Origin of the sequence: Methyloversatilis discipulorum (assembly GCF_000527135.1) — a bacterium.
GTDB classification, from domain to species: Bacteria; Pseudomonadota; Gammaproteobacteria; order Burkholderiales; family Rhodocyclaceae; genus Methyloversatilis; species Methyloversatilis discipulorum.
In genome coordinates, this window is sequence record NZ_AZUP01000001.1 from 1,476,299 (window position 1) to 1,499,675 (window position 23,377).

Consider the following 23,377-nt stretch of genomic DNA (forward strand, 5'->3'; position numbering starts at 1 on the left):
GCGACTGCCGGCGCTCCGGCGTCCGGCAACTCCCGCTCCGCGTCCGCCCGCCCCGGCATCACCGGTGCGGGCGTTCGTCCTGGCGTCGGCGGCGTACCCCCAAACGGAAGGATGATTCATATATGAGGAACCGCTGCGAATCCGCGATCTGCGATTCACACTCGGAAGCGACGATAGACGCGATCTGGCATCTGATCGGCGACGGCCAGCGCTACGCCACGCACGACGCGCCGGACACCGATTTCGAAATCCTGCACGAGACGGACCGTCCCTTTGTGCGCATCGTGCCGCACGACATCCGCATCGCCCGCGCCGCCTTCGTGGTGGCGCTGCAGTTCCTGATCGAGAACGGGCACGACCGCCTGTCGCCCTGCGAGGTCGAGTCCGATGACGATCTGCGACGCACCGGACTGCTGTGCCGCGCGACCCGCGATGCCAATGGCGGCGTGCGCTGCATCGACTACATACTGCCCGTGCTGGCGCGCCATCGCATCGTAGCGACCGAGGTCGCCGCCTTTCGTACCGTCTGGCTCACCCACGCCTTCCTGTACGCGCGCGGCGGCAGGCTCTGCTGAGCGCCGCGCTCAGCCCAGCGTACCGACAACACTGACGTCGCGCTGTTCCGGCACTTCGTTGTACGACAGCACCTGCAGGCCGGGCGCGAACAGCCGCGCATAGCGTGCGAGCAAGGGGCGTATCTGCGGCATCACCAGCAGCAGCGGCGTGCCGCCCTGCTGTTTCATCTGGTCGCGTGCCAGCGGCATGTGGGTCTGCAGCTGGGCCAGCAGATTGGGATCGATCGGGTAGTTGTCCAGCGCCGCCTTGCCGGTCTGGCGCGCCTGGTTCAGCGAGCCGAGCAGCATGTTCTCCAGCTCGCTGCCCAGATTGAACACCTTCATGTCCGCCAGCGGGCCGACCAGCGCACCGACGATCTGCCGGCGCAGCGCGCAACGCACTTCGGCCGCCAGCAGGATGGGGTCCTTGGTCACCTCGGCGTTCTCGACCAGCGTCGTCGCGATCGGCACGATGTCCTTCAGCGACACGTTCTCGGCGAGCAGCACGCGGAACACGCGCAGCAACTGGGTGTGCGTCATCGCCTTGTCCAGCGCCGCCGACAGCTTGGGCGTCAGCGCGGACAGCCGCTCCAGCAGCGCCGGCACGTCCTCGTGGCCGAACAGTTCGGCCAGATGTTCGCGCGCCAGCTTGGACAGATGCGTGGTGATGACCGACGCGCATTCGACCACCTGGTAGCCGAGACCCAGCGCGTGCGCCTTGTCCTCCGGCGCGATCCAGGTGACCGGCATGCCGTAGGCCGGCTCGATGCCCGGAATGCCGTCGAGCGTGCCATAGGTCTTCGGTGACGGAATGGCCATCAGGCGGTCGGCGAACACCTCGGCCTGGGCAATCACCGCGCCGCTGAGCAGCACCGAGTACTGCGACGGCTTCAGAGAAAGATCGTCGCGTACGCCGATCTGTGGCAGCAGGAAGCCCATGGTTTCGCTCAGGCTCTGGCGCACGCCCTTGATCCGCCGCGTCAGCGGCGCGCCCTGCGCCGCGTCGATCAGGCCGACCAGCTTGTAGCCGAGCATGACGGTGACCGGCTCGACCACCGGCAGATCGCTCCAGTCGAGTTCCGGCGCACGCGCGTTCATCAGCGCGCTTTCGACCTCGCCCAGATCGGTCTGCGCCGGTCGCTCGGCCATGCCCGACAGTCGCCAGCCGACGAAACCGAGCACGCCGGCGAACAGCGAGAACATGAGCCAGGGCATGCCCGGGATGACCGCCAGCACCGCCATCATCGCCGCCGCGCCGTACATGACGGTCGGCGAGGTCAGCAACTGGGTGCTGATCTGCTGTTCGAAGTCGCCGGAATCGCTGATGCGGGTGACGATGATGGCTGCCGCCGCCGACAGCAGCAGCGCCGGGATCTGCGCCACCAGGCCGTCGCCGATGGTCAGCAGCGCGTACTGGCGGAAAGCGTCACCGAGGCTCAGGTCGTACATCAGCGCGCCGATGATGACGCCGCCCACCATATTGATCAGCAGGATGAGGATGCTGGCGATGGCGTCGCCGCGGACGAACTTCGAGGCGCCGTCCATGGCGCCGTAGAAATCCGCCTCCATCGCCACGTCGCGGCGACGGGCCTGGGCCTTCTCCTGGTTGATCAGGCCGGCGTTCAGATCGGCGTCGATGGCCATCTGCTTGCCCGGCAGCGCGTCCAGCGTGAAACGGGCGGACACTTCGGAAATGCGCTCGGCACCCTTGGTCACGACGACGAAGTTGATGATCATCAGGATGACGAACACCACCAGACCGACCACGAAGTTACCGCCGATCACCACGTTGCCGAAGGATTCGATCACCTGGCCGGCGGCGTGCGTGCCCTCGTGACCGTGCAGCAGCACCACCCGCGTCGAGGCGACGTTGAGCGTCAGCCGCATCAGCGTGGTGGCGAGAATGATGGTCGGGAACACCGAGAAGTCGAGCGGCCGCCGCGCCGACACGCTGACCAGGATGACGATCAGCGCGAGCACGATGTTGAAGGTGAACAGCACGTCGAGCAGCACCGGCGGCAGCGGCAGTATCACCATCGCCAGTATCAGCAGCAGGAACACCGGTGTGGCGACGCGGTGCCGGCGCATGGCGTCGCCCAGGCGGTTCAGGAAGTTCATGCGGGCATCACCTCGCTCAGATGTTTCGGAATGACCAGATCGGTCGGCAAGCGCGGCTCGCCCCGGCGCTGCCCGCGGCGGAAGGCCTTGAGCTGCAGCACATAGGTGAGCACCTGCGCCACCGCGCGATACAGCGGCAGCGGAATCTGCTGATTGACCTGACTGGTGTTGTAGATGGCGCGCGCGAGCGGCGGCAGCTCGACCGTCTCGACGCTGTGTTCGGCCGCGATGCTGCGGATGTAGAGGGCCATTTCGTCCACACCCTTGGCGACGACGAAAGGCGCCTGCGCGCGGCGCTCGTCATACTTCAGCGCAACGGCGTAGTGCTCCGGATTGACGATGACCACGTCAGCCCCCGGTACGGCCTTGCGCACGCCGCGCCGCGCCATCTGCCGCTGCAGCTGGCGGATGCGCTGCTTCACTTCGGGCCGCCCTTCGTTCGACTTGTGCTCCTCCTTCACCTCCTGCTTGGTCATGCGCAGATTGCGCAGGAAGAAGAAGGCCTGCGCCGGCACATCGACCAGCGCGAACACGACGAACACAGCACACAGCGCCATGATGCTGTCCAGCATCAGGTCGGCGCCGGCAATGAGCGCGCGGTCCAGCGGCAGCGACTGCAGCATCAGGAAATCGGTGACACCGCGGCTGCAGACGTACCACAGCACGCAGCACAGCGCGGTCGCCTTCAGCACCGAGGTCGCCACCTCGAACAGGTGCTTGGGCGACACCAGCCGACCCAGATTCTTGATCGGGCTCAGGCGTTCCAGCTTGGGCTGCCAGTGCTCGACGTTGAGCACCCAGCCGCCGGGCAGCAGCGACGCAATCAGGATGGCCAGCGGCACCGCGCACAGCGGCAGCAGCATCTTCAGCAGCAGTGTCGAGGCGGCGGCAAAGCGCGCCGACCACGCGTTGTCCAGCGCGCCGTCGCCGTCCAGCGGCACGAAGCCGAGCGCGAAAAGGCCACGGAAGTCGTCGAGCAGCGACGGCATCATCAGCACGATGAGCTTGAGGCTGACCAGGATGCCGACCGCCGTCGCCAGATCGCGTGAGCGCACGACCTGCCCTTTCTCGCGCGTCTTCCGGAGCTTCTGCTGCGAAGCCTTCTCGGACTTGTCGCCGCTGCTGCCGGACTCGTCAGCCATGCGGCACCGCCCTCATCTGTTGCTGCAGCATGTCGAGCACCTGCCCGCACATGCGCAGGTAGTGCTGCGGAACCACGCGCGCGACGTGGCCCAGCATGAACAGGCCGAACACGGTCACCAGCGAGAAGCCGAGCGAGAACAGGTTCAGCGAAGGCGCCACACGGTTCAGGAAGCCGAAGCCGATCTGCACGACCATGGTTGCGAACACCATGGGCACCGCGAGCAGCAGCGCCGCCGAGAACACCCAGGCGACATTGAACGCGATCGCCTGCAGCGTGGACAGCGGAATGCCGCCGCCGACCGGCCAGGCAGCGAAACTGGCGCCGATGACGCCGGCCAGCAGCAGGTGGCCATCGACGGCGAAGAACACCAGCGCGCACATGGTCGCCAGCAGGCTGGACACGACGTCGGACGAGGCGCCGTTGAGCGGGTCGTTCATCAGCGCCATCGACAGGCCGATCTGCGACGACACCAGGAAGCCGAGCACCATGATGACCGCCATCGCCAGGTGGAAGGCCAGCCCCATCACGAAGCCGATCAGCACCTCCTGTACCGTGGTGGCGACGCCGTTCAGCGAGAAGGGGTCGATCTGTGCACCGCCCGGCACCAGCGGCAGCATGACCACCGCCAGCACCAGCGACAGCAGGATGCGCACCGGCATCGGCAGCGTGGTTTCGCCGATCAGCGGCGCCGCGCTGAACATCGCGAGGATGCGGCAGAACGGCCACCACAGCGTGTGCAGCAAGGGCAGCATCTGGTTGAACAGCGGTTCCACGACGTGCGCGCCCGTTCAGCCGACCAGCGCCGACGCCCGCTGGAACACCGACACGCAGAAGTCCATCAGGTAGCCGGTCATCCAGCGTCCGGCGAAGATGATGGCCAGCAGCGTGACCAGCAGTCGGGGCAGGAAGCTCAGCGTCTGTTCGTTGATCTGCGTGGCCGCCTGGAACAGCGCGACGATCAGGCCCATCACCAGCCCCGGGCCGACCAGCAGCAGCACCAGCACCATGGTGATGTGCAGGCTTTCGCTGACCAGATCAACCGCAATGTCGGGCGTCAGCATCGCATCAGACCTGGATGCTGGTGACCAGCGTGTTGACCGTGAGCGTCCAGCCGTCGACCAGCACGAACAGCAGCAGCTTCAGCGGCAGCGAAATGACCAGCGGCGACAGCATCATCATGCCCATGGCCATCAGCACCGAGGACACGACGAGGTCGATCACCAGGAAGGGAATGAACAGCATGCAGCCGATCTGGAAGGCGGTCTTCAGCTCGCTCAGCACGAAGGCGGCCAGACGCACCAGGAAGGGGTGGTCCATCGGCTGCGCGACCGGCCCGGAGCCGGACAGGCGGGCGATCTGTTCGAGCGCGGCCTTGCCGGTCTGCGCCATCATGAAGCGCGACACCGGCGCCTCGGCGATCTTCAGCGCCTGTTCGAGGCTGATGCTGTCGCGGTCGTAGGGCACGAAGGCCTCGGCCCAGATCTGCTCGCCGATCGGGCGCATCACCAGCAAGGTAAGGATGAGCGCGATGCCGGTGACGATGCGGTTGGGCAGGCCCTGCTGCAGGCCCAGCGCCTGGCGCAGCAGCGACAGCACGATGACGAAGCGGGTGAAGCTGGTCATCATCATGACCATGACGGGCAGCAGCCCGAGCAGGGTCATGATGATCAGTATCTGCGTCTTCACCGAGAACTCGGTGCTGGCGCCGCGGGTGGTCGATTCGAGCAGCGGGATCTCCGCCGCCCCGGCCGATGCGCAGACGAGCAGCGCGGCACCGGCCGGCAACAGCCAGCAGGCGCGACGCGCCCACGACGGCTCGCAGGACGATCGGTCGGTCATTGCGCCAGGGTGTCCAGATCGAGGCCGTCGAGATCGACCACGCGCAGGCCGTGGTTGTCGCCGACCAGCACCACCTCGGCGTGACCGATGGGCGTGCCATTGACCTTGATCACCAGCGGCTGACCGGCCAGCGAATCCAGTTCGAGCACGCTCGACGGTCCGATTTCCATCAGATCCTGCAGCGATACGCGCGCGGAACCGACCTCCAGCGTCAGCGTGACCGGTATGCGCCGCATCATCTGCGGAATGTTCCGTCGCGGTGCAGCCGGTGTGGCCGGCGCTTCGTTGCCGAGCAGCGCCAGGTCGTCGCCTGCCTCGTCCAGTCCGTCCAGCAGCGTGTCGATTCCGGAAGTGTTGTCCATGGCATCAGTCCATATCGTTGAATGAGGTGAGGCAGAGCTTGCCCCGGTGTTCGGCGACAGCTGCCGTAAAGAGGCGCGAGTCGTCGACCAGCACGTCGGCTTCGCCGACGAAGACCGGAATGACATCGCCGACACGCAGGTCGAACAGTTCACCGAGCTGGATGTCCCTGCTCAGCAGGCGGCCGGTGAGCGTCATCTGCAGTCGGTGGGCAAACGGCGTGTCGGCGCCGGCTGCGTCCTTTTTTTCCCGCGGCGGCGCGAGGCCGCGCAGCAGTCTGTCCATGCAGGCGTCGTCGAGCACGAACCACATGCGGCTGTCCTCGCCGAGCAGCGGGTCGGCCACCGTGCAGCTGAGCGTCCAGGCGCCCGCGGCCGGAGGCGGTGCCGGCGCGATCGAGAAGGCCGGCGTTGCGACGGCGTCGAGCGGCCGGTCGAGGTCACCGGTTTCGATGCGGGCGGCGACCACGGCGGCCAGTTCCTCACCCAGGGCGACCGCCACACGTTCCTCGGTCGCGGTTGCGCGACCGTTGCCGTCGGCCTGCGCCGGCGCCGCTGCACCGCTGCGCCCGATCAGGCCGAAGCGGTATCCGAGCAGGGTGAGTACGAGCGGACGTTCGGCGGCGAACAGGATGCGCCCTGTCTCGCCGGTGTAGGCCGTCCAGCGGATCAGGTCGCCGGCGTGTCCGGTGCGGTCGATGCTGACCGAGCGCAGATCGAAGGCGGCCCGGTAGCGGCGGTTCACGCCACCGCGGAATGCCTCGGCCAGATCCCTGGACAATCTGTCGGCGAAGGCATCCAGACGATGGACGGGACGGCCGAGCGCGCTCGCGTCCAGCACCCTGGAAGCGACCGGATCGCCACTCCTGGAATTCGAGTTCATGACAGTTCTGTGTGCGTTGTATTGCGAAAGTCCGGCCGGACAAGGCTGTCAGCGACCACCTGCTGTGCAGGATTACGAACCCTGGAGGCGAAACTTTAGGCGTACGGTTAATTAACTGTATCCGTACGGTTGATTGATCACCGCGGCGGGAAGATATCCCGGAGAACGTGAGAGGACGACGGAAAAGGCAGGACCGCCTGCACACGCGAGGTGTGCAGGCAGCGGACAGCGGGGAGCAGAAGACCGCGAGGGGCGCTCGGGGACGCGCGGCCCGCGCGCGGAAACGTCGCTTCGCTCAGTGGTGGTCGTGCGACGCGGCCGCGCCAAGCGGGCGCACCGGGGCCTTGACCTCCAGCGTCTCGCGCCGGCCGTCGGCGGTCTCGACGGTCAGGCTGAGCGGCACGACCTGCCCATCGACCAGCGGCGCGCGCAGATCCATCAGCATCAGGTGGTAGCCGCCAGGCTTGAGTTCGACCGCCTTGCCGGCCGGCAGATCGATCGCCGGGATGGCACGCATGCGCATCACATTGTTGTTCATCGACATTTCGTGGATTTCCGCGACGCCGGCCACCGGCGATTGAACGCCGACCAGCCGCGCAGCCTTCGGCGCGGTGATCTGCATGAAGGCGCCGGTGGCTTTCTGTTCGGCCACGGTGGCGCGTACCCAAGGATCCTTCACCGTAACGTCGGCCATGGCGGCGGCGCAGGCGATGGAAAGGAGAGTGGCGGTCAGGACTGATTTCATTTCTGTGCTCCGGAAAGGACTGGGCGATGACGTGTCGGGCACCGGCAGAGCAGGCGCCGCGCGTCAGTCGGGAATGCTGTGCAAGGGTCGGGCGGAGGGACGGTGGGCGCCGGGAGGCGCCCTCGCCTCCGGTCGCATTCCGCGCTCGTCACCGCCGCATTCGCTCGTCGGCGCGAGGCGTTCCCGCCCGGGACGTGAACCGAAGACAAGGGCCGGCATCGCGCGGACCGGAACGGCACCGCCGGCATGAGTACCGCACAGCTGGCAATGCGCTCCGCCATGCTGAACCGGGGCCGGCATGCCGTCGTCCGCCGCGCGTGCGCCGGTGCAGATGTCGGCGGCCAGCGCGATTCCTGCGCTGCGTGCGAGTCCCTGCGCCAGCACCGGCACCGCCGGCAGCGCGAGCAGCGCCAGCAGAAGCAGGCGCGCAACGACACGCACATGTCGCTGTGCGCTCACTCGTAGCGCACCTCGATCACCTCGATCTCGCGCAGTCCGGCCGGACTCTGGAAGCGCACGGTGTCGCCCTCGCGTGCCTTGAGCAGCGCGCGGGCAAGCGGCGATATCCATGAAATGCGGCCGTCGGATGCGTTGGCTTCGTCGACGCCGACGATCTGCACCGTGTGCGGGCCGTCCTCGTCCTCGTAGTCAACGGTGGCGCCGAAGAACACCTGTTCAGGGTTCTGCTGTTCCCTGGGGTCGACCACGGTGGCCGATTCGAGTCGCTTGATCAGGAAGCGGATGCGGCGATCGATCTCGCGCAGGCGCTTCTTGCCGTAGATGTAGTCGCCGTTCTCGGAGCGGTCGCCATTGGAGGCGGCCCAGGCGACGGTTTCGACGATGCGCGGGCGCTCGCTGCGCACCAGATCGTCAAGTTCGGCCCGCAGACGGCCGTAGCCGGCGAGCGTCATGTAGTTCTTGCTGCCAGGTGGCAGCGCGCTGACCGATTCGGGATCGTCCTCTTCGGTGTCGGTTTCCTTGGTGAAGGCCTTGCTCATCGGAATGCGGAGGCTGCGTGCAGATTCTGCGGACACGCATCTTACCGAAGCGGCCGCCTGCGGCGAAACACCGCGGGCGGCCGGTGGGTGCGTCAGTGGTAGATCGCCGGCTGCGTCAGCAGCGCCTCCCACGGCACCATGAAGGCATCGAACTCTTCCGGTCCGACCTCTTCGTCGTGGTCGACCAGTTCCTTCAGTTCCTCGCGGAAACGGCGTGCTGCGTCGTCGCGGATCAGGGCGCCACGTCCGATGCGCTTGTCGATCACCTCGACGGCTTCCAGACCTGCGTACTCGACCACATAGACCAGCGGATTGTTGAACATGATGTGCATGATTTCTCTCCTTGGCTGGTGCGGCTGTACAACACGCAACGGCAGAATGCCCGTCGCAGCTTCCTGCACCGCGTCCCTGCAGTGCAGATGGGGCACACCCGCCGCCTTTCAAGTGAACTAACGGCCGGGTACTGCTTTGCTGAAGGGCGCTTGCGCCCCCGCTGTGTGACACCTAACATCCGGGCCTGTCCCCGAAACGGAGTAGGCGCCGCCTCCCGGCAGCGCGCCAGGCATGGAAGAACAGGAACTGCGCGCCACGCTGGACGCGCTTCGCGCCGAACACCGTGACCTCGATCAGGCCATCGCCGACCTGCATGACGTGCAGTCGCGCGACGAGCTTCTGCTGCGACGACTGAAGAAACGAAAACTATTGTTGCGCGACCGTATCGCGACGATAGAGCGCCTGCTCGACCCCGACGACATCGCCTGACGACGACCGATTCCGGGCGATCAGCCCTGCATGGATGATGACTGCGCTTCAGTCGCGCAGTTCCACCCGCAAGGGCTGATGATCCGAAGCGTCCGTGCCGCCGTTCACATCGATGCCGACCACGCGCGGCAGCAAGGCCGGCGTCGCCAGACCGAAATCGCAGCAGTACGGATGGTCGGGCCAGTCGGCACCATGCAGGCCGACGGTGTGCGCGTGCGGCTGACTGCCGTGGCAGTGCGTCCACAGATCGATCCAGTCGGCGCCTGCTTCGTCCGCCGGCGCAGTCAGCCGCGCGTGTTCCGCACTGTGCGGCTCGCAGTTGAAATCGCCGCACAGCAACGCCGCGGCAGGGCGCGGCGGCGGCAGAAAAGCCGGGTTCGCGTCCTTGCTCCGGGGCGGCGCACGCAGGTGAGCCAGCGCCTCTGCTGACAGCGCGCGCAAAGCCTCCACCTGCGCCATGCGCTGCATCGCCGAGTAGTACTCGAGGTGCGTGTTCAGCACGCGCAGTGGTCCGCCCGGAGAAGCGACGGTCACTTCCGCGACCGCGCGCTGCATGCCGGGTACGCTGTCGTCGGCCGGCCACGGCAGCAGACGGCGCCAGACGGCGAGCACCGGCAGGCGCGACAGCGTCAGGTTGCCGAACTGCACGCGCTGGCCGTCGTCAGCGAGGCGGTCGCTGCCCGGCGCAAAGACCGCGGTAAAGTCCGGAAACAGCGCGCCGAACTGCGCCACCTGGTCTTCGCCCTGCATTCCGGGCAAGGTGTCGAAACCGACCGCCACCTCCTGCAGACAGATCACGTCCGCGTCGCCCCAGGCACGCACGATGTCGGCGATACGCCCGGTGCTGACGCGGCCGTCGCAACCGCGCGCCCACTGGATGTTCCAGCTGACCAGCTTCATGTTCGCTCCACTGCGGAACACCGGCGCCGCAGGCCGGTCGATTCCGCATCTGATGACGGAATGACCACCATGATACGAAGCCTCCTGCTCGCCGGCGCGCTTTCGCTCGGCTCCGCCCTCGCCCACGCCGAAACCGCTATCGAGAAACTGCGCGTGCCGCCTGGATTCACGATAGAGCTGTGGGCGCAGGTCGACAATCCGCGCGCGATGACGCTGGGCGCCCCCGGCCGGCTCTATGTCGGCTCGCGCGCCGGCCATGTCAGTGCCGTCGCTTTCGACCCGGCGACGATGAAGGCCGGCAAGGCGGTCAGGATTGCGGACCAGCTGAACATGCCGGTCGGCGTCGCGTGGCGCAAGGGCGACCTCTACGTTTCGTCGCTGGACCGCATCGTGAAACTGCCCGCCATCGACGACAGGCTGGCGGCGCCACCGAAGCCGGTGCTGGTGAGCGACCGCTTCCCGAAGGAAAGCGCGCACGGCTGGAAATTCATCGCCTTCGGCCCGGACGACAAGCTCTACGTTCCGGTCGGCGCCCCGTGCAACATCTGCGACCGCGACAAGGATGGCTTTTCCAACATCATGCGCATGAACGCGGACGGCACCGGGCTGGAAATCTACGCCCGCGGCGTGCGCAACAGCGTCGGCTTCGACTGGCACCCGAAGTCGCGCGAGCTGTGGTTCACCGACAATGGCCGCGACTGGATGGGCGACGACACGCCGCCGTGTGAACTGAACCGCGTCAGCAAGGCCGGCGAGCATTTCGGTTACCCCTACTGTCACGGCGGCAACATTGCCGATCCGGAATTCGGCAAGGGCCGGTCCTGCGCCGACTACACGCCGCCGGTGCTGCGGCTCGGCGCCCACGTGGCACCGCTGGGCATGCGCTTCTACACCGGATCGCAGTTCCCGGACGAATACCGCGGTGCGGTGTTCATCGCCGAACACGGTTCGTGGAACCGCAGCGTGCGCGACGGCTACCGCGTCATGGTGGCGCGTCTCGACGGCAATACCGTCACCAGCTACACGCCCTTCATCGAAGGCTTCCTCGGCCGCAACGACGCAGTATCCGGCCGGCCGGCCGACGTGCTGGTGCTGCCCGACGGTTCGCTGCTGGTGTCCGACGACGCCGCGGACGCGATCTACCGCGTGCGCTGGAACGGCACCCGGCACGCCGCGCGCTGAAACAGTCTGCACCCGCCATTCACGCTTTCCTTGACCGGCGCGATTGACAGCGCGCGCCGGTCGGCGTTGACTGGCATGACAAACGGGGAGACTGATCATGAACACCGACACCACACTCGAAGACAGCCGCATCGAGAGCTTTTCGGTGATGCCGGCGCCGGGCGACATCAAGAGCGAAGCGCCGCTCAGCGAAGCGGCGAAGGCAACCGTGCGGGCCGGCCGCGAGGCGGTGCGCGCCATCCTGGAACGGACCGACCCGCGCCTGTTCGTCGTCGTCGGCCCCTGCTCGATGCACGACCCGCAGGCCTGCATGGACTACGCACGCCGACTGCGCGCCCTGTCGGACGAACTGTCGCCGACGCTGCTGCTGGTGATGCGCGTGTATTTCGAGAAGCCGCGCACCGCGGTCGGCTGGAAGGGGTACATCAACGACCCCTTCATGGACGACAGCTTCCAGATCGAGGAAGGCATGCGCCTGGCGCGCCGCTTCCTGCTCGACGTCGCCGAACTGGGGCTGCCGGCGGCGACCGAGGCACTGGACCCGATCTCGCCGCAATATCTGGGCGACCTGATCTCATGGACGGCGATCGGCGCGCGCACGTCCGAGTCGCAGACGCACCGGGAAATGTCGAGCGGGCTGTCGACGCCGGTCGGCTTCAAGAACGCCACCGACGGCGACCTCGACGCGGCGATCAACGGCATCATTTCCGCCTCGCGCCCGCACAGCTTTCTCGGCATCAACCGCTACGGCCGCTCCAGCATCATCCGCACGCGCGGCAACCCGCACGGCCACATGGTGCTGCGCGGTGGCGCGGGCCGGCCGAACTATGATTCGGTCAGCATCGCGCTGGCCGAACAGGCGCTGATCAAGGCCGGCCTGCCGCCCAATATCGTGGTCGATTGTTCGCACGCCAACTCGTTCAAGAAGCCCGAGATGCAGCCGCTGGTGCTGGCCGACGTGGCGGGGCAGATCCGCGACGGCAACCGCTCCATCGTCGGCGTCATGATCGAAAGTCATCTCGAAGCAGGCAACCAGCCGATTCCGAAGGATCTGTCGCAGTTGCGCTATGGCTGTTCGGTCACCGATGGATGCGTGGACTGGGCCACCACCGAGCGCATGCTGCGCGAACTGGCCGCCACCGCAGGCCCGGCACTGAAGCGCCGGATGGCTGCCGGCTGAGGCCTGCTCAGGCGGTGTGCCGCAGCGCGCCCTTCAGCAGTGTGCGTATGGTGGCTGGCTCGAAGGGCTTGTCGCAGATGCCGGACACGCCGGCCTGCTCCACGGCGGCCAGGCGCCCCATGTCGGATTCGCTGGTCACCATCAGGATGGGCACGGAAGCCTGCCAGCTTTGCTGGCGCACGTACTCGACCAGCGCCTGTCCGTCCATCTCCGGCATGTTGTAGTCGGTCACCACCAGATCGAACAGGGTCTGCTCCAGCAACTTCACCGCTTCGCTGCCATCGCCAGCCTCGACGATGTCGCTGAGCCCCATGTTCTCCAGCACGCGGCGCATGAAGCGGCGCGCATTGCCGCTGTCATCGACCAGCAGCACGCGCAGCGATTCGTAGTCGATGTCTTCATCGGGCGATGCATCGTCGGCGAGAAAATCGAGCGTAGCCGCCAGTACCCGCTGCAGTTGGGCGCTGCTGAAGGGCTTGGGCAGGATGCCGCAGACGCCGGACTGGCGCACCGCGTCGAGCGCCTGCGGCCGGGTTTCGCTGGACACCAGCACGAAGGCGACATGCTGCAGTTCGGGCGTGTTGCGCATGGCCTGGACCAGGCCGGTGCCATCGCCATCCGGCAGGTAGAGCGCGCTGATGACCACGTCGGGCACCTTGGCCTGCATCGCCGCCAGCGCCGACTGAACACCCTCGGCTTCGCGCATCTGCATGATGCCGACCGCCGCCGCGCGCTCGCGGATGATCCTGTTCTGCGTCGGGGAAGGTTCGACCAGCAGCACGTCGAGATTGAACAGGTCAGGCGTCATGGGCGTGGCCCGCAGGATGTGGTGCTGTACTTGACGGCACCATCGCGCTGCAACATGAGCAGCGCTTCGTCACGCACTCGACCTGCCGACGCGCCTCGCCGCCGCATTTCGGCGTGAGGCCCCCGTCCGGCGTCGGCTGCGATGCCGGCATTACGGTGCGACAGGCAAAAAAAACGGCCCGCAATCGCGGGCCGTCTTCACTGCGTGCTGCGAACGACGATCAGACCGTCACTTCCTTCGCGGTCTCCGCGTACTCTTCGATCTGGTCGAAGTTCATGTACTTGTAGACCTTGTCGGCGTCCTTGGTGACGACGCCGATTTCCGCCAGATACTCCTCGCGCGTCGGGATGCGGCCCAGCTTCGAGCAGATCGCCGACAGTTCGGCCGAGCCGAGGAACACATTGGTGTTCTTGCCCAGACGGTTCGGGAAGTTGCGGGTCGAGGTCGACATCGCGGTGCTGCCTTCCTTGATCTGCGCCTGGTTACCCATGCACAGCGAGCAGCCCGGCATTTCCATGCGGGCACCCGCACCGCCGAGGGTGGCGTAATAGCCTTCCTTGGTCAGCTCGGAGGCGTCCATCTTGGTCGGCGGAGCGATCCACAGGCGCACCGGAATGTCCTTCTTGCCTTCCAGCAGCTTGCCGGCGGCGCGGAAGTGGCCGATGTTGGTCATGCACGAGCCGATGAACACTTCGTCGATCTTCGTGCCGCTGACTTCGGACATGAACTTGGCATCATCCGGATCGTTCGGGCAGCAGACGATGGGTTCCTTGATGTCGGCGAGATCGATCTCGATCACGGCCGCGTACTCGGCGTCCTTGTCCGCTTCCAGCAGTTGCGGGTCGGCCAGCCAGGCTTCGACCGACTTGATGCGACGCTCCAGCGTGCGGGCATCCTGGTAGCCGTTGGCGATCATGTTCTTCATCAGAACGATGTTCGAGCGCAGGTATTCCTGCACCGGCTCCTTGTTCAGCTTGATCGTGCAGCCGGCAGCGGAACGCTCGGCCGACGCGTCCGACAGTTCGAACGCCTGTTCGACCTTCAGATCCGGCAGACCTTCGATCTCCAGGATGCGGCCGGAGAAGATGTTCTTCTTGCCCTGCTTGGCAACGGTCAGCAGACCGGCCTTGATCGCGTACAGCGGAATCGCATGCACCAGATCGCGCAGCGTAACGCCCGGCTGCATCGTGCCCTTGAAGCGCACCAGCACCGATTCCGGCATGTCCAGCGGCATCACGCCGGTGGCGGCGCCGAACGCGACCAGGCCGGAACCGGCCGGGAAGGAAATGCCGATCGGGAAACGGGTGTGCGAGTCGCCGCCGGTGCCGACGGTATCCGGCAGCAGCAGGCGGTTCAGCCAGGAATGGATCACGCCGTCACCCGGACGCAGCGCAACGCCGCCGCGGTTCGAAATGAAGGTCGGCAGTTCGCGGTGCATCTTCACGTCCACCGGCTTCGGATAGGCGGCGGTGTGGCAGAAGGACTGCATGACGAGGTCGGCCGAGAAGCCGAGGCAGGCCAGATCCTTCAGTTCGTCACGGGTCATCGGGCCGGTGGTGTCCTGCGAGCCGACCGTGGTCATCTTCGGTTCGCAGTAGGTGCCCGGGCGGATGCCCTTGCCTTCCGGCAGGCCACAGGCGCGGCCGACCATCTTCTGCGCCAGCGTGTAGCCCTTGCCGGTATCGACCGGCGCCTTCGGCAGACGGAACAGCGTCGACGCGCCCAGGCCGAGGAAGTCGCGCGCCTTGGCAGTCAGCGAACGGCCGATGATCAGGTTGATGCGGCCGCCGGCGCGCACTTCGTCCAGCAGCACTTCGCTCTTGAGTGCGAATTCAGCGACCGTCTCGCCGTTACGGACGATCTTGCCGTCGTACGGCAGCACGTCGATCACGTCGCCCATTTCCAGCTTCGACACATCGACTTCGATCGGCAGCGAGCCGGAGTCTTCCTGCGTGTTGAAGAAGATCGGGGCGATCTTGCCGCCCAGCGTAACGCCGCCGAAGCGCTTGTTCGGCACGAAGGGGATGTCCTGGCCGGTGGCCCAGATGACCGAGTTGGTCGCCGACTTGCGCGACGAGCCGGTGCCGACCACGTCGCCGACATAGGCTACGAGGTGACCCTTCTTCTTCAGGTCCTCGATGAACTGCATCGGACCGCGCTTGCCATCTTCTTCCGGCTTGAAGGCCGCATCCGGGCGGGTGTTCTTCAGCATCGCCAGGTAGTGCATAGGGATGTCCGGACGGGTGGTCGCGTCCGGCGCCGGCGACAGGTCGTCGGTATTGGTTTCGCCCGGCACCTTGAACACTGTGACGGTGATGGACTTCGGCACTTCCGGACGGCTGGTGAACCACTCGGCGTCGGCCCAGGACTGCACGACTTCCTTGGCCTTGGCATTGCCGGCCTTCGCCTTCTCGGCGACGTCGTGGAAGAAGTCGAACATCAGCAGCGTCTTCTTCAGACCTTCGGCGGCGACACCGGCGACTTCGGCGTCGTCCAGCAGGTCGATCAGCGGCTTCACGTTGTAGCCGCCCACCATGGTGCCCAGCAGTTCGGTGGCCTTCGCCTTGGAAATCAGTGCGACCTTGACGTCACCGTGCGCCACGGCGGCCAGGAAGGAGGCCTTCACCTTGGCGGCGTCGTCCACGCCCGGCGGCACGCGATGGGTCAGCAGGTCGAGCAGGAAGGCTTCTTCGCCGGCGGGCGGGTTCTTGATCAGCTCGATCAGTTCAGCAGTCTGCTTCGCATCGAGGGCGAGCGGCGGGATGCCGAGCGCGGCGCGTTCGGCGGCATGGGCACGGTAAGCTTCAAGCACGGTGAGTCCTCCGGTAGACGGGTATACCGCATCATAGAACGACACACGCTTCCGATGGTGCGTCGCACGAAGACGCGGACTGAAAAGCCGCGGCTTGCACCGAAACGGCATCGAAAAAGTGCTTTCTAATCTGCACCTTGGCGACGACCGCAACCTTGCATGGCGCAGCGCAAAACCCACTGCGCGCGAAGGCGGTTCAAGTCTTATATATGATATCTTTTATTCGATTTAAAGCCAAGCCGCCTGCCGCACTGCAGCGCAGTCGCTTGGCTATACTGCGCGCCCCTGCTCCAGCGCTTCGCGGTCCGACTCACGGCTCGTCATGATTGCCCCTGCCCTCCCCGACGCCGACCTGCGCGATCTGAACACGCTGCACCTGCCCGCCCGCGCGGCAAGGCTGCAGCCGGTGGACGACGCGGCCGATCTGCCGGCGCTGACCGAGGCGCTGCTGCAGCGCGGCGAGCGCATCCTGGTTCTGGGCGGCGGCAGCAATATCGTGTTCGCGGCCGACTTTCCGGGCACCGTGCTGCAGATGCGCACACGCGGCATCGAAGTGCTGGCGCGCGACGGCGACACGGTGCGTGTCGCAGTCGCGGCGGGCGAGAACTGGCACGACTGGGTCAGTCACGCACTCGACCACGGCTGGCACGGGCTGGAGAACCTCGCGCTCATTCCCGGCACCGTCGGTGCCGCGCCGGTCCAGAACATCGGCGCCTACGGTGTCGAACTGGTGAACCGGCTGGACAGTGTCAACGCCTGGGACATGCAGGACCGTCGCTGGCTGCAACTGACGGCTGCCGACTGCGCGATGAGCTACCGCGACAGCGTGTTCAAGCACCGGCTGGCCGGCCGCGCCATCATCACCCGCGTCGTATTCCGGCTGAGCACGCGGCCCGAGGTGCGTGCGGATTACGCTGACCTGCAGCGCGAACTGACGGCGCGCGGAGTCACCAGTCCGACCCCGCGCGACGTGTTCGACGCCGTGTGCGCGGTGCGCCGCGCCAAGCTGCCTGACCCGGCGGTGATCGGCAACGCTGGCAGCTTCTTCCGCAATCCGGTGCTGCCCGCGGACGAAGCCGGCCGCCTGCTCGCCGCCCACCCGGACGCCCCGCACTACGCTGCGACCGACGGCTCGGTGAAATTCGCCGCTGCCTGGTTCATCGACCGCTGCGGCTGGAAGGGCACGCGGCGCGGCGATGCCGGTGTGCACGACAGGCAGGCACTGGTGCTGGTGAATCACGGCCAGGCGACCGCCGACCAGTTGATGAAGCTGGCCGCGGACATACAGGCCAGCGTGCGCGAGCGATTCGGCGTCGATATCGAACCGGAACCGGTTATCGTCGGCTGACCTTCCGCTCAGGCCACCATCCCGAGCAAGCTCGCTCCACCGGGGAATCGGCCTTTCGGGGAATCCGGTATCCGTCAGGCCGATTCAGCCAAGCCATGCCGGCGCCGCGCTCGCACACAGGCATCCGACCCCGCTTCGAATTCGCGGCACGGATCGGGCCGCTCGTCGTAGATTAAACAGCTCACCTGCTCGCCGATGCAGCCGCGCAGCGCACGGCAGCGCGGCGGCGTGTGGTCGGTGCCACGCATGCGGGCGATTGATCCGTTCAGTTCGTCGTACAGGCCCTCGGGCACGCGCCCGCCCTGCGCCTCGCCGTCCGACGGATGGAAATCGACGCGGAAAGTAGCGCAGCAGGCGCCGCATTCGACACAGTTGTAGTCCATGAAGCTCCGGATAGGTGTGGATCGCGCGCCTCGCGCCGATCTGATGTTCCGACATTGTCCGACAGCGCGACCGACAACGACAGGGCGCGGCGTATGCCGCCCCGGCAGCGCGATCGCGCCGGGAACACCGGCACATCATCGGTGACCGGAGCCGCCCGGCTTCCTACACGCATTGGCAGGGCGCCTACAGCGGCTACCCTCCTGCCGACAGCCGGCCAGGCCGCCAGCGTCGACAATGCAGTCCATGGATGCCGATCCCGGTATCCGCTATCCACGCTATCCAAGGAGACTGCAATGACCGTCCTCAAGACCTTCGTTACCGCCGCCTTCGTAATCACATCCGCCGGCGCGATGGCCGAAACCACCTATCCGACCGAGCACATGAACGACACGGTTGAATCCCTGCCTGCTGGCAGCCAGGGCGCAATGACGACCGACGCGGTCGATGCTCGCAACGCGGTAACCGCCCGCCCGACGCCAGTGGCGCCCGCCGCTGCGGCCGACCCGCTGTACCGCAGCGACAACTACCCGAACGACACCGGCTGGCATCGCGCTGCCGCGGCGCAGCAGGCGCGCGGCGGCAATCCGGAACAGGCGTGGGCCGAAATCACCCAGCGCCCGAGCCCGATCGCACCGGCGGCGCCGGCTGATCCGGACTTCGTGCCTTTCCACGTGAACTGATGACACGCCAGCGGCCGCGAAAGATGCGGTCGCGCACGGGCGGATCGCTGCCGGCGATCCGCCCGTTGTCGTCAACCCACATGCACACCACAGCGGTACAGGGCGTGCCCGCTCGCCAGATACTTCCGTTCGAAGGGCGTGATCGGCGTCGACGGAACATGCTCATCGACGCGGGCGTCGATGCCCGCGATCAGCTTGACCGCCTGCGCGAACTCTTCGACGTAGACGCGCCAGTTGCTGCGGCACTCGATGACGCCGCCCAGCGCGAGCACCAGAGGGAACACCGGATGCGCCGGCCAGCGCCGCGCCAGTTGCCCGATCTTGGGCCAGGGGTTGGGGTAGAGCATGTACTGATGCGTCGGTCGATATCCGCCCTCGTAGAGGAGGCGCCAGACGTCGGCCATGTCCGCGCGCAACAGCAGCGCGTTCGATGGCAATGCCGGTGCACGCGACAGGCGGTCGGCCGACTGGTCGACGCCGAGCACGAAGTGATCGGAAAAAAGCTCGGCCAGATGCAGTGTGCTCTCGCCGACGCCACAGCAGCTGTCGACGATGAGGGGCGCGCCCGGCACGCAGACGGCCGCGAAGCGCGCGAACGCCTCCGCACTGTAGGGGGCGACCGGTTTGCGGTAGTCCTGTCCGCGGCGGCGTTCGATCAGCACCGCCAGCTGTTCGTGCGGCCCGGTCTGCGTGCTCACCGGCACGCGCGAACGGCCGGGCAGCTCGGTCACGACAGGTAGCGCCGCCCGGTCTGGCTGATCCACACCGACCACGCCAGTATCATCGGATGCGCCATTTCCAGGCCTTCCTCGAAAGCGGCCGAATAGAGCTTGGTCAGTGGGCCCAGTTCGATGCCGTAATCGACCGACAGCACGGCCGGCAGGCGATCGATCAGCTTGCCTACTACCACCAGCGCAGTACCCGCCATCAGCCAGGCGCCGGACCGCGAACGCCAGCCGCCCTGCAGGAACAGGAAGCGCGCGATCACGAGCCCGGCGTACAGCACGAGTGCCACCAGAAAGATGGCGATCGCGCCGCAGATCAGCTTCTCCTCGAAGGGACGCGCCGCGTCACGGTAGAAGCTGTTCTTCAGAAAGCTCTCGCCGGTGAACAGCTTGTGCCAGTCGGCCTCGCGCGCGGCAAACGCCAGGCACAGCAAGGCGAAGGCCCAGGCGCGCGCGCCCAGCGGGCGGATGCGCAACAGCACGATGACCGCCGTACCCAGCCAGCCGGCGATCGACAACTGCTCGAATGGCCCCACTTCGGAGAAGGTCCAGTGGAAAGCCTGCTCGTTCAGCGCAATCGGCAGCAAAGCAAGCAGCAGCGAGTAGGCAATCAGCAGCCACACGATGCGGCGGTCAGTCGTCGTCATGTCGTATCCGTATTCAGTTGCGTGATATCAGCCGGCGATAGACGGCGAGGTTGCCCTCGACCATCGCATCCACCGAAAACTCCGCCAGTATGCGTGCGCGGCCGGCCTCGCCAAAGCGGCGACGCAGTCTGGCATCGTCGAGCAGACGTGCCAGCGCCGCGGTCAGCGCGGCCACGTCGCCGGGCGGAATCAGCAGTCCGCTGACGCCGTCGGCCACCGCCTCCGGCAGTCCGCCGGTGCGTGAGGTGACGATGGGCACCGCGGCGGCCGAAGCCTGCAGCAGCGATACGCCCAGCCCTTCCATGTCAGCCGGATGAGCGAGGATGTCCAGCCCGCCCAGCCAGCGTGGCAGGTCGGTACGGAAACCGGCGAAGCGGATCACCTCCGCCAACCCCCGCTCCGCCACCTCGGCTTCCAGTTCCTCGCGCAGCGGCCCCTGCCCGAAGAAGATCACCCGGACATCCGGATGGCTCGCATGCAGTGCGGCCGTCGCCTCGATCATGTAGCGATGGCCCTTGCGGGCGATCAGCTGGGCCACCACACCGATCACGCGCGCATTGTCCGGCAGGCCGAACTCGCGGCGGAAGGCGACGCCATCCACCGGTTCGAGGTAGGGGGCGGCATCGACCGCACTGCGCACGCAGCTCACCCGCTGCGGGGCCAGCCCCTCGGACAGCAGCACCTCGCGTATGCCTTCGGAAATGGTGATCACGTGGTCGTACAGGCGGTACTTCAGCGCGACCAGCCAGCGCGGCTCCGGGTTGTCGACGCGGCGCGACAGCACGCAGCGGGTGCCCGTCAGCTTCGCGGCAATGCCGCCCCACAGGTCGGCGCCGCGCCGGCTGTGCAGATGCACGATGTCGGGCCGCTCGGCGCGGATCAGACGCGCCAGACGCAGCGTCATGCCGGCGTCGGCATCGCCGCCCATCTTCATCTCGACCACCTGCGCATGGCCGGCGCACGCAGCGGCAATGCCGGCACCCGGCGGGCAGGCCAGCACATTGGCCACACCGCGTCGCGCCAGTCCCTCGACGATGTAGGCGACCTGGCGCGCACCGCCGTAGTAGTGCTTGCCGGCTTCGACGTGCAGCACCTTCATGCCGCGAGCGCCTTTGCCGTTTCGTCCAGCACCCGGTCCGGCGTGATGTCGCGCAGGCAGGTATAGGCGCCGCCGCAGGTCGGCCGGCGCTTGCACGGCGAACACTGCAGGCCCAGCCAGATCACGCGCGCGTTGGCGCGACCGGTATTCGTATAGGGACAGGTCGAACCGAAGATCGCCACGGTGGGCGTCGCGAAGGCGATGCCCATGTGCGTCAGTCCGGTATCGACGCCGACCAGCAGGCCGGCGCCACGCACCAGCGCGGCCGCTTCCGGCAGCTTCGTGCGGCCGACCAGATTGACCAGCCCCGGCGCGCCGGCAGCGATGCGTGCCGCCGCCTCGGCGTCGGCCGGTCCGCCGAGCAGGACCGGGGTCAATCCCTTCTGCGCGGCGAGCTTGGGCGCCAGCGTCTGCCAGGCATCCTCGAACCAGTGCTTCTGCGGCCGCGTCGTGAACGCAGCGAACACGGCGTAGCGGCCTGGCGTCAGCCCATGCTCCGCCAGCAACGCCTGCGCGCGGACGTCCGCGTCCGCGGATACGTGCAGTGTCGGCAGGAAATCTCCCGTGTCCAGACCGAGCTGTTCAGCCAGATGCAGGTATTCGGACGAAATGCGCGCGATGTCGCCGCCGCGCGGCACCACGCGCGTCATCAACCACTGGCTCCCCTCGCGCGAACCGAGACCGATGCGTGTGCGCGCACCGGCCAGCCAGGCAAGAAAGCCGCTTTTCAGCAGGCCCTGCAGGTCGAGCACGGTATCGAAGCGATGGCTGCGCAGTTCGGCGCGCAGGGCCCTCACCCGCCGCCACAGCTCACCGTAGCGGCGTTCGCGCCACAGCCGCGTCCACTCTGCCTTCGGCCACAGGATGCGGGCATCGATGTTCGGGTCGTGCGCGATCAACGCGTCGATGCCGGGCTCGACCAGCCAGGCGATGCAGGCGTCCGGATGCGTCCGCCTGATCGCCGCCGCCAGCGGCGACGCGAACACCACGTCGCCGATGGCCGAGGTGCGGACGATGAGAATGCGCTTCAAGCCGGCCGCCCTCGCACGCCGCACCATGACGCCGCAGTGAATAGCACGAACATGAGGGTGGTGTTGGACCGCATCAGATAGGACTCGAACAGGCAGATGACGATGAACAGCAGCGGCAACGCCTTTCGCACGCGTTCCCTTCCATCTGCCGGCGCACCGAGAAACCAGGGCAGCAGCAGCACGGCAGCCAGCGCAAGAGCACCCAGCGTACCGGCAGCCGTGAGGACGTAGAGATAGTGATTGTGCGGGTTCCAGGCAGGCTTCCACTTTGGCGTGTGGCGGGCGTTCATTTCCCGATAGGCCTCGCGCGTATCGCCAAGGCCGACGCCGACCAGCGGGTGCTCGGCGAACACGCGCCACGCGTTCGCGGCATATACGATGCGCTGGCTGACCGACGCTTTCGGCAACTCTTCGTAACGGACAACTTCGTCGAACGCGCGGTCCACTCGCAAGCGAAAGTAGTCGTTGCCATAGTACCCGCCGAACACGATGCCGCTGACCAGCGCGGCCGCCACGCCCGCCGCCAGCATGGGCCGGCGGACAAGGCGCTGGAACGCGAGCATGGTGAGCAACGCGAGGAAACCGACCAGACCGGCCCGGCCACCCGAAATCAGGAGGTTGAACACGGTGGCTGCGAACAGCGCTGCGTAGGTCAGCCGGGCACGCAGTGAAGTCAGCTCGAACAGCAGGCGGTGCGCCGACAGATAGCCGGCCAGTGCCAGCGCCGGCGTATAAAGAATTCGATCGACGAACGGCGCCGTGTCGTCGGCCCCCTTGTCGACACGTATGCCGTCCGGCAACTCGGGCCATACGTGCAACTGAGCCCAGTTGTAGAAAGTCAGCAGCTCGCACATCGTCACCGACAGCAGGAAGGCGCTGACGTAGCGGGCGAAGTGCCCACGCTGTGCGACGCTCAGATACAGCGGAAACAGCAGGAACAGGTACTGCCGGCCAAGCAGCCGCCGCCCCCATGACAGGTCGTCCGACCACAGCAGCGAGAGGGCGAACACGGCGAAGTAGGCGACGAAGGCCCACACCAGCGGCTCGGCAGCCAAGGCACGCAGTTTCTGCCCGAGGCGCCCCTCGATCAGCCAGAGAACCAGAATCAGCACGGTGAGCCAGTACGCTGGCGCGACCGTCACCGGAATCATGAAGAACACGCCCGCCAGCAGCCATGAA

26 protein-coding genes are annotated in these 23,377 nt (G+C 66.8%); 6 read left to right on the top strand and 20 right to left on the bottom strand.

Annotation, left to right across the window (positions count from 1 at the left end):
* Positions 1–122 precede the first annotated feature (122 nt).
* Positions 123–575 carry a hypothetical protein gene (locus METFAM1_RS0106720; protein WP_019918839.1) on the top strand — a complete coding sequence of 151 codons (453 nt, stop codon included), beginning with the start codon at positions 123–125 and terminating at the stop codon, positions 573–575.
* Positions 576–584: 9 nt separating this feature from the next.
* On the opposite strand, the gene METFAM1_RS0106725 is transcribed toward METFAM1_RS0106720, so the two are convergent.
* The 11 genes from METFAM1_RS0106725 to METFAM1_RS0106775 all read right to left on the bottom strand — a co-directional run bounded on the left by METFAM1_RS0106725 (position 585) and on the right by METFAM1_RS0106775 (position 8,972).
* Positions 585–2,672: a flagellar biosynthesis protein FlhA gene (locus METFAM1_RS0106725; protein ID WP_019918840.1), complete on the bottom strand. Its 2,088-nt coding sequence runs from the start codon at positions 2,670–2,672 to the stop codon at positions 585–587.
* Positions 2,669–3,814, bottom strand: coding sequence for a flagellar type III secretion system protein FlhB (flhB, locus tag METFAM1_RS0106730; RefSeq protein ID WP_019918841.1), 1,146 nt, complete (start codon positions 3,812–3,814; stop codon positions 2,669–2,671). Before flhB ends, METFAM1_RS0106725 begins: the two co-directional genes overlap by 4 nt.
* Positions 3,807–4,589 carry a flagellar biosynthetic protein FliR gene (gene fliR, locus METFAM1_RS0106735; protein ID WP_019918842.1) on the bottom strand — a complete coding sequence of 261 codons (783 nt, stop codon included), beginning with the start codon at positions 4,587–4,589 and terminating at the stop codon, positions 3,807–3,809. The genes flhB and fliR overlap by 8 nt, the downstream gene beginning before the upstream one ends.
* A gap of 15 nt (positions 4,590–4,604) precedes the next feature.
* Entirely contained in the window at positions 4,605–4,877 is a 273-nt protein-coding gene (gene fliQ, locus METFAM1_RS0106740) for a flagellar biosynthesis protein FliQ (protein WP_019918843.1), read from the bottom strand.
* A 4-nt stretch (positions 4,878–4,881) separates the two neighbouring features.
* Positions 4,882–5,655, bottom strand: a complete 774-nt coding sequence (fliP, locus tag METFAM1_RS0106745; protein ID WP_019918844.1) for a flagellar type III secretion system pore protein FliP — start codon at positions 5,653–5,655, stop codon at positions 4,882–4,884.
* Positions 5,652–6,017 carry a FliM/FliN family flagellar motor switch protein gene (locus METFAM1_RS0106750; protein ID WP_019918845.1) on the bottom strand — a complete coding sequence of 122 codons (366 nt, stop codon included), beginning with the start codon at positions 6,015–6,017 and terminating at the stop codon, positions 5,652–5,654. The genes fliP and METFAM1_RS0106750 overlap by 4 nt, the downstream gene beginning before the upstream one ends.
* A 4-nt stretch (positions 6,018–6,021) precedes the next feature.
* Complete coding sequence (locus METFAM1_RS0106755; protein WP_081627195.1) at positions 6,022–6,897, bottom strand: FliM/FliN family flagellar motor C-terminal domain-containing protein; 876 nt, start codon at positions 6,895–6,897, stop codon at positions 6,022–6,024.
* Between the two features lie 295 nt (positions 6,898–7,192).
* Positions 7,193–7,642, bottom strand: coding sequence for a copper chaperone PCu(A)C (locus METFAM1_RS0106760; RefSeq protein WP_019918847.1), 450 nt, complete (start codon positions 7,640–7,642; stop codon positions 7,193–7,195).
* A 63-nt stretch (positions 7,643–7,705) separates the two neighbouring features.
* Positions 7,706–8,101 (bottom strand): DUF2946 family protein, encoded by a 396-nt coding sequence (locus METFAM1_RS20810; RefSeq protein ID WP_157256674.1) that lies wholly within the window; start codon positions 8,099–8,101, stop codon positions 7,706–7,708.
* The gene (gene greB / locus METFAM1_RS0106770) at positions 8,098–8,640 is read right to left on the bottom strand and encodes a transcription elongation factor GreB (protein ID WP_019918849.1); all 543 of its coding nucleotides are present in this window, start codon (positions 8,638–8,640) and stop codon (positions 8,098–8,100) included. Before greB ends, METFAM1_RS20810 begins: the two co-directional genes overlap by 4 nt.
* Before the next feature lie 92 nt (positions 8,641–8,732).
* Positions 8,733–8,972: a DUF3567 family protein gene (locus METFAM1_RS0106775; protein ID WP_019918850.1), complete on the bottom strand. Its 240-nt coding sequence runs from the start codon at positions 8,970–8,972 to the stop codon at positions 8,733–8,735.
* Positions 8,973–9,204: 232 nt separating this feature from the next.
* On the opposite strand from METFAM1_RS0106775, the gene METFAM1_RS0106780 reads away from it, so the two are divergent.
* On the top strand, positions 9,205–9,402 hold the full coding sequence (locus METFAM1_RS0106780) for a DUF465 domain-containing protein (protein ID WP_019918851.1): 198 nt from the start codon (positions 9,205–9,207) through the stop codon (positions 9,400–9,402).
* A 48-nt stretch (positions 9,403–9,450) separates the two neighbouring features.
* Here METFAM1_RS0106780 and METFAM1_RS0106785 read toward each other — a convergent pair whose 3' ends face one another.
* Positions 9,451–10,302 (bottom strand): endonuclease/exonuclease/phosphatase family protein, encoded by an 852-nt coding sequence (locus tag METFAM1_RS0106785; RefSeq protein ID WP_019918852.1) that lies wholly within the window; start codon positions 10,300–10,302, stop codon positions 9,451–9,453.
* Between the two features lie 60 nt (positions 10,303–10,362).
* On the opposite strand from METFAM1_RS0106785, the gene METFAM1_RS0106790 reads away from it, so the two are divergent.
* Positions 10,363–11,484 (top strand): PQQ-dependent sugar dehydrogenase, encoded by a 1,122-nt coding sequence (locus tag METFAM1_RS0106790; RefSeq protein WP_019918853.1) that lies wholly within the window; start codon positions 10,363–10,365, stop codon positions 11,482–11,484.
* A 97-nt stretch (positions 11,485–11,581) separates the two neighbouring features.
* Positions 11,582–12,664: a 3-deoxy-7-phosphoheptulonate synthase gene (locus METFAM1_RS0106795; RefSeq protein WP_019918854.1), complete on the top strand. Its 1,083-nt coding sequence runs from the start codon at positions 11,582–11,584 to the stop codon at positions 12,662–12,664.
* Between the two features lie 7 nt (positions 12,665–12,671).
* On the opposite strand, the gene METFAM1_RS0106800 is transcribed toward METFAM1_RS0106795, so the two are convergent.
* Together METFAM1_RS0106800 and acnB are read right to left on the bottom strand one after the other, a co-directional pair.
* Positions 12,672–13,472, bottom strand: coding sequence for a response regulator (locus tag METFAM1_RS0106800; protein WP_019918855.1), 801 nt, complete (start codon positions 13,470–13,472; stop codon positions 12,672–12,674).
* 220 nt (positions 13,473–13,692) lie between these two features.
* Positions 13,693–16,284 carry a bifunctional aconitate hydratase 2/2-methylisocitrate dehydratase gene (acnB, locus tag METFAM1_RS0106805; RefSeq protein ID WP_019918856.1) on the bottom strand — a complete coding sequence of 864 codons (2,592 nt, stop codon included), beginning with the start codon at positions 16,282–16,284 and terminating at the stop codon, positions 13,693–13,695.
* Between the two features lie 322 nt (positions 16,285–16,606).
* Between acnB and murB the strand changes: the two genes are divergently transcribed.
* Positions 16,607–17,632, top strand: a complete 1,026-nt coding sequence (gene murB / locus METFAM1_RS0106810) for a UDP-N-acetylmuramate dehydrogenase (RefSeq protein ID WP_019918857.1) — start codon at positions 16,607–16,609, stop codon at positions 17,630–17,632.
* 74 nt (positions 17,633–17,706) lie between these two features.
* Here murB and METFAM1_RS0106815 read toward each other — a convergent pair whose 3' ends face one another.
* Positions 17,707–18,015 (bottom strand): YkgJ family cysteine cluster protein, encoded by a 309-nt coding sequence (locus METFAM1_RS0106815; RefSeq protein ID WP_019918858.1) that lies wholly within the window; start codon positions 18,013–18,015, stop codon positions 17,707–17,709.
* Between the two features lie 294 nt (positions 18,016–18,309).
* On the opposite strand from METFAM1_RS0106815, the gene METFAM1_RS0106820 reads away from it, so the two are divergent.
* Positions 18,310–18,696, top strand: coding sequence for a hypothetical protein (locus METFAM1_RS0106820; RefSeq protein ID WP_019918859.1), 387 nt, complete (start codon positions 18,310–18,312; stop codon positions 18,694–18,696).
* A 71-nt stretch (positions 18,697–18,767) separates the two neighbouring features.
* Here the strand turns inward: METFAM1_RS0106820 and trmB are convergent, their stop codons facing one another.
* Genes trmB through METFAM1_RS0106845 form a run of 5 tightly spaced genes read right to left on the bottom strand, consistent with a single transcriptional unit; the run spans position 18,768 to position 23,349 of the window.
* Positions 18,768–19,427 carry a tRNA (guanine(46)-N(7))-methyltransferase TrmB gene (trmB, locus tag METFAM1_RS0106825; protein WP_019918860.1) on the bottom strand — a complete coding sequence of 220 codons (660 nt, stop codon included), beginning with the start codon at positions 19,425–19,427 and terminating at the stop codon, positions 18,768–18,770.
* Positions 19,424–20,068, bottom strand: coding sequence for a hypothetical protein (locus tag METFAM1_RS0106830; RefSeq protein WP_019918861.1), 645 nt, complete (start codon positions 20,066–20,068; stop codon positions 19,424–19,426). The genes trmB and METFAM1_RS0106830 overlap by 4 nt, the downstream gene beginning before the upstream one ends.
* A 13-nt stretch (positions 20,069–20,081) precedes the next feature.
* Complete coding sequence (locus METFAM1_RS0106835) at positions 20,082–21,167, bottom strand: glycosyltransferase (protein WP_019918862.1); 1,086 nt, start codon at positions 21,165–21,167, stop codon at positions 20,082–20,084.
* The gene (locus tag METFAM1_RS0106840; protein ID WP_024300533.1) at positions 21,164–22,198 is read right to left on the bottom strand and encodes a glycosyltransferase family 9 protein; all 1,035 of its coding nucleotides are present in this window, start codon (positions 22,196–22,198) and stop codon (positions 21,164–21,166) included. Before METFAM1_RS0106840 ends, METFAM1_RS0106835 begins: the two co-directional genes overlap by 4 nt.
* Positions 22,195–23,349, bottom strand: a complete 1,155-nt coding sequence (locus METFAM1_RS0106845) for an O-antigen ligase family protein (RefSeq protein WP_232419676.1) — start codon at positions 23,347–23,349, stop codon at positions 22,195–22,197. The genes METFAM1_RS0106840 and METFAM1_RS0106845 overlap by 4 nt, the downstream gene beginning before the upstream one ends.
* Between the last annotated feature and the right edge of the window lie 28 nt (positions 23,350–23,377).

What these genes read in the sequence shown, in the direction of transcription:
- METFAM1_RS0106720 (WP_019918839.1), top strand. Translation starts at nt 123, where the DNA reads ATGAGGAACCGCTGCGAATCCGCGATCTGCGATTCACACTCGGAAGCG.
- METFAM1_RS0106725 (WP_019918840.1), bottom strand. Translation starts at nt 2,672, where the DNA reads ATGAACTTCCTGAACCGCCTGGGCGACGCCATGCGCCGGCACCGCGTC.
- flhB (WP_019918841.1), bottom strand. Translation starts at nt 3,814, where the DNA reads ATGGCTGACGAGTCCGGCAGCAGCGGCGACAAGTCCGAGAAGGCTTCG.
- fliQ (WP_019918843.1), bottom strand. Translation starts at nt 4,877, where the DNA reads ATGCTGACGCCCGACATTGCGGTTGATCTGGTCAGCGAAAGCCTGCAC.
- fliP (WP_019918844.1), bottom strand. Translation starts at nt 5,655, where the DNA reads ATGACCGACCGATCGTCCTGCGAGCCGTCGTGGGCGCGTCGCGCCTGC.
- METFAM1_RS0106750 (WP_019918845.1), bottom strand. Translation starts at nt 6,017, where the DNA reads ATGGACAACACTTCCGGAATCGACACGCTGCTGGACGGACTGGACGAG.
- METFAM1_RS0106755 (WP_081627195.1), bottom strand. Translation starts at nt 6,897, where the DNA reads ATGAACTCGAATTCCAGGAGTGGCGATCCGGTCGCTTCCAGGGTGCTG.
- METFAM1_RS0106760 (WP_019918847.1), bottom strand. Translation starts at nt 7,642, where the DNA reads ATGAAATCAGTCCTGACCGCCACTCTCCTTTCCATCGCCTGCGCCGCC.
- greB (WP_019918849.1), bottom strand. Translation starts at nt 8,640, where the DNA reads ATGAGCAAGGCCTTCACCAAGGAAACCGACACCGAAGAGGACGATCCC.
- METFAM1_RS0106775 (WP_019918850.1), bottom strand. Translation starts at nt 8,972, where the DNA reads ATGCACATCATGTTCAACAATCCGCTGGTCTATGTGGTCGAGTACGCA.
- METFAM1_RS0106780 (WP_019918851.1), top strand. Translation starts at nt 9,205, where the DNA reads ATGGAAGAACAGGAACTGCGCGCCACGCTGGACGCGCTTCGCGCCGAA.
- METFAM1_RS0106785 (WP_019918852.1), bottom strand. Translation starts at nt 10,302, where the DNA reads ATGAAGCTGGTCAGCTGGAACATCCAGTGGGCGCGCGGTTGCGACGGC.
- METFAM1_RS0106790 (WP_019918853.1), top strand. Translation starts at nt 10,363, where the DNA reads ATGACCACCATGATACGAAGCCTCCTGCTCGCCGGCGCGCTTTCGCTC.
- METFAM1_RS0106795 (WP_019918854.1), top strand. Translation starts at nt 11,582, where the DNA reads ATGAACACCGACACCACACTCGAAGACAGCCGCATCGAGAGCTTTTCG.
- METFAM1_RS0106800 (WP_019918855.1), bottom strand. Translation starts at nt 13,472, where the DNA reads ATGACGCCTGACCTGTTCAATCTCGACGTGCTGCTGGTCGAACCTTCC.
- murB (WP_019918857.1), top strand. Translation starts at nt 16,607, where the DNA reads ATGATTGCCCCTGCCCTCCCCGACGCCGACCTGCGCGATCTGAACACG.
- METFAM1_RS0106815 (WP_019918858.1), bottom strand. Translation starts at nt 18,015, where the DNA reads ATGGACTACAACTGTGTCGAATGCGGCGCCTGCTGCGCTACTTTCCGC.
- METFAM1_RS0106820 (WP_019918859.1), top strand. Translation starts at nt 18,310, where the DNA reads ATGACCGTCCTCAAGACCTTCGTTACCGCCGCCTTCGTAATCACATCC.
- METFAM1_RS0106830 (WP_019918861.1), bottom strand. Translation starts at nt 20,068, where the DNA reads ATGACGACGACTGACCGCCGCATCGTGTGGCTGCTGATTGCCTACTCG.
- METFAM1_RS0106835 (WP_019918862.1), bottom strand. Translation starts at nt 21,167, where the DNA reads ATGAAGGTGCTGCACGTCGAAGCCGGCAAGCACTACTACGGCGGTGCG.
- METFAM1_RS0106845 (WP_232419676.1), bottom strand. Translation starts at nt 23,349, where the DNA reads ATGATTCCGGTGACGGTCGCGCCAGCGTACTGGCTCACCGTGCTGATT.